Here is a 2207-nt window from a genome sequence, read left to right on the forward strand (position 1 = left end):
GACGCATACGTGGATGGATTAGGTGCAATATGGATAGTGAAAGCGATGACGACAACTGAGAGCCACAATGGGTCGCTCGTCGGCAGCGTCAGATGGGTATAAGAGACGGCACGGGCGCGCATCAGCTTCTGGCTGAGATTGTGGTCGCCGCCGCGGAACATGTTCCACAGCCCCATGCCGAGGATGATGGCGACCGCGCCAAGCGCGACGATGGTGATGATGCCGGTGATGTTCATAATGTCCTCGCGAGGAAACGGCTGAGGCCCTCGCCCAGTCGGTCATAGATGGCACGAATGCGACGGCTGGTGAACAGTTCGCGATGCGTGGTCAACCACACTTCCAAGGGCGGCGGGCGGAAATCGGGCAAGAGCGGCACCATGCCGCGCGTCTCGGCCACCAGCAGCTGCTGGGCGAAACCGACCCCGAGGCCAGCCTTGATCAGCTCCCAGGCATTGGTCTGGCTGTCGGTGCGGACGATGAAATCACTGCGCTTCAGTTCGAACCCCATGCGCCGGGCGGCGCCGATCAGCAGCTCGGAGCGATCAAAGCCGATCAGGTCGTGCTCGACCAGTTGCTCGGGCCGTTCCGGGCGTCCGCGCCTCAAAATGTAGCTTTCGTGGGCGCAGGTGACGATCGGGCTCTCGCCGAGCTTGCGGGTGATCAGCTCGAGCTGGGTGGGGCGGAACATGCGGACGGCGATATCGGCCTCGCGCAGCAACAGGTTCTCGGCCGAATCCGACGGCACCAGTTCAATCGCCACCTGCGGGAAGCTTTGGCGCAGGTCATTGAGGAAGGGCGGCAAGACATAGTGGCACATCACGGTGCTCGAGGTGATGCGGACCGAGCCGGTGAGCGCAGCGCTCGCCCCCTCGGCGATCAGCGCCGCTTCGGCCAGCGCCTGCTGCGCCGCCAGCACCGGCTCGTAAAGCTTCAGCGCGGTATCGGTGGCGTGGAAGCCGGTGAGCGTCCGCTCGAACAGGCTCATCCCCAATGCCTGCTCCAGCGCCTCGACGTGGCGGCCCAGCGTTGGCTGGCTGAGGCCGAGGGCGCGCGCGGCGGCCGAGAGCGAGCCGTGTTCGACGACGGCGCCAAAGCTGCGCCACAGCGACCAGTCGGGATCGGGCATGGTTCAAGCACCTCTTGCCATTCAATTCTGTATGGCAAGAGTACGATCTTGTCCAATTCATCAACACTGACGTTGCGCTTAGCTTAATCCTCACCAGCAAGGAGCCAAGCAAATGAGCACGCAGAAAGTCATCGTCATCGGCATCAACGGCCATGTCGGCCACCACATCGCCAAGGCCTTCGTCGCCGCCGGGTGGGACGTCGCCGGGTTCGGGCGGTCAAATAAGCAGCCGATATCAGGGGTGCGCTTCATCAAGGGCGATGCCGAGGATGTCGAGGCGATGCGGGCGGCGATCGGCGATACCGAGGTGGTGGTCAATGCGCTGAACCTGCCCTACCACCAGTGGGACCAGGGTCGGATGGAAGCGCAGAACCAGCGGGTGATCACCGCGCTCGGCCAGAGCGGCAAGACCCTGCTGTTCCCCGGCAATATCTACAACTACGCCGCCAGCGATCGGGCGGTGACGCCCGAGGTCAAGCCGCGGCCGCAGACGCCGCGCGGCGAGATCCGGGTGCGGGTCGAGGCGCTGTACGAAGCGGCGGCAAAGCGCGGCGACATCCAGGCCATCATCCTCCGTGCCGGCGATTTCTACGGGCCGGAGAGTTCGTTCGACTGGTTCGACCTCGCCATGCTGCGCGAGGCGAAGAAAGGCAAGTTCGCGATGATGGGCGTGCCGGGTGTCGGCCACTCCTGGGCCTATCTGCCGGATGTGGGCCGGGCGTTCGAGAAGCTCGCCTGGCACCGCAAAGAGTTCGGCGCCTTCGAGAACCTCCACTTCGCCGGCAACTACGTGACGCCCGAACAGATGGCTGCGGCCGCCGTGGCCGCGGCGCCGGTGACGCTCAAGGTTGGGACGTTCCCGCGCGTGCTGTTCAACGTCGTCGGCCTCGTCGATCCGCTGATGCGGGCGGTCAGCAAGATGAGCTACCTGTGGGAGAACCCGATGGAACTCAAGGACGCGCGCCTCGACGCCATCCTCGGCCCGGATTTTGCAACGCCGTTCGACGAAGCGGTGGCGGCGACAGTGGCGCCGTTCTTCGCGGCGGAGAGGTTGGCGGCTTGATCCGCAGAAGCTGGTGGC

At 64.7% G+C, this 2207-nt stretch carries 3 protein-coding genes; 1 reads left to right on the forward strand and 2 read right to left on the reverse strand.

Features of this window, described 5'->3' with window-relative positions; translation table 11 throughout:
* Window positions 1–236, reverse strand: a 236-nt coding sequence (locus VW23_RS29845; RefSeq protein WP_141728460.1) for a twin transmembrane helix small protein, incomplete at its 3' end; no start/stop codon positions are given.
* The gene (locus tag VW23_RS23050; protein WP_069911836.1) at window positions 233–1126 is read right to left on the reverse strand and encodes a LysR family transcriptional regulator; all 894 of its coding nucleotides are present in this window, start codon (window positions 1124–1126) and stop codon (window positions 233–235) included. The genes VW23_RS23050 and VW23_RS29845, both read right to left, overlap by 4 nt.
* A 112-nt stretch (window positions 1127–1238) precedes the next feature.
* Between VW23_RS23050 and VW23_RS23055 the strand changes: the two genes are divergently transcribed.
* Complete coding sequence (locus VW23_RS23055) at window positions 1239–2189, forward strand: NAD-dependent epimerase/dehydratase family protein (RefSeq protein ID WP_069911837.1); 951 nt, start codon at window positions 1239–1241, stop codon at window positions 2187–2189.
* Window positions 2190–2207: the final 18 nt, after the last annotated feature.

The organism is Devosia insulae DS-56, assembly GCF_000970465.2.
Classification (GTDB): domain Bacteria; phylum Pseudomonadota; class Alphaproteobacteria; order Rhizobiales; family Devosiaceae; genus Devosia_A; species Devosia_A insulae.

Coding starts and splice junctions, on each gene's coding strand:
- VW23_RS23055 (WP_069911837.1), top strand. CDS start 1,239: ATGAGCACGCAGAAAGTCATCGTCATCGGCATCAACGGCCATGTCGGC.
- VW23_RS23050 (WP_069911836.1), bottom strand. CDS start 1,126: ATGCCCGATCCCGACTGGTCGCTGTGGCGCAGCTTTGGCGCCGTCGTC.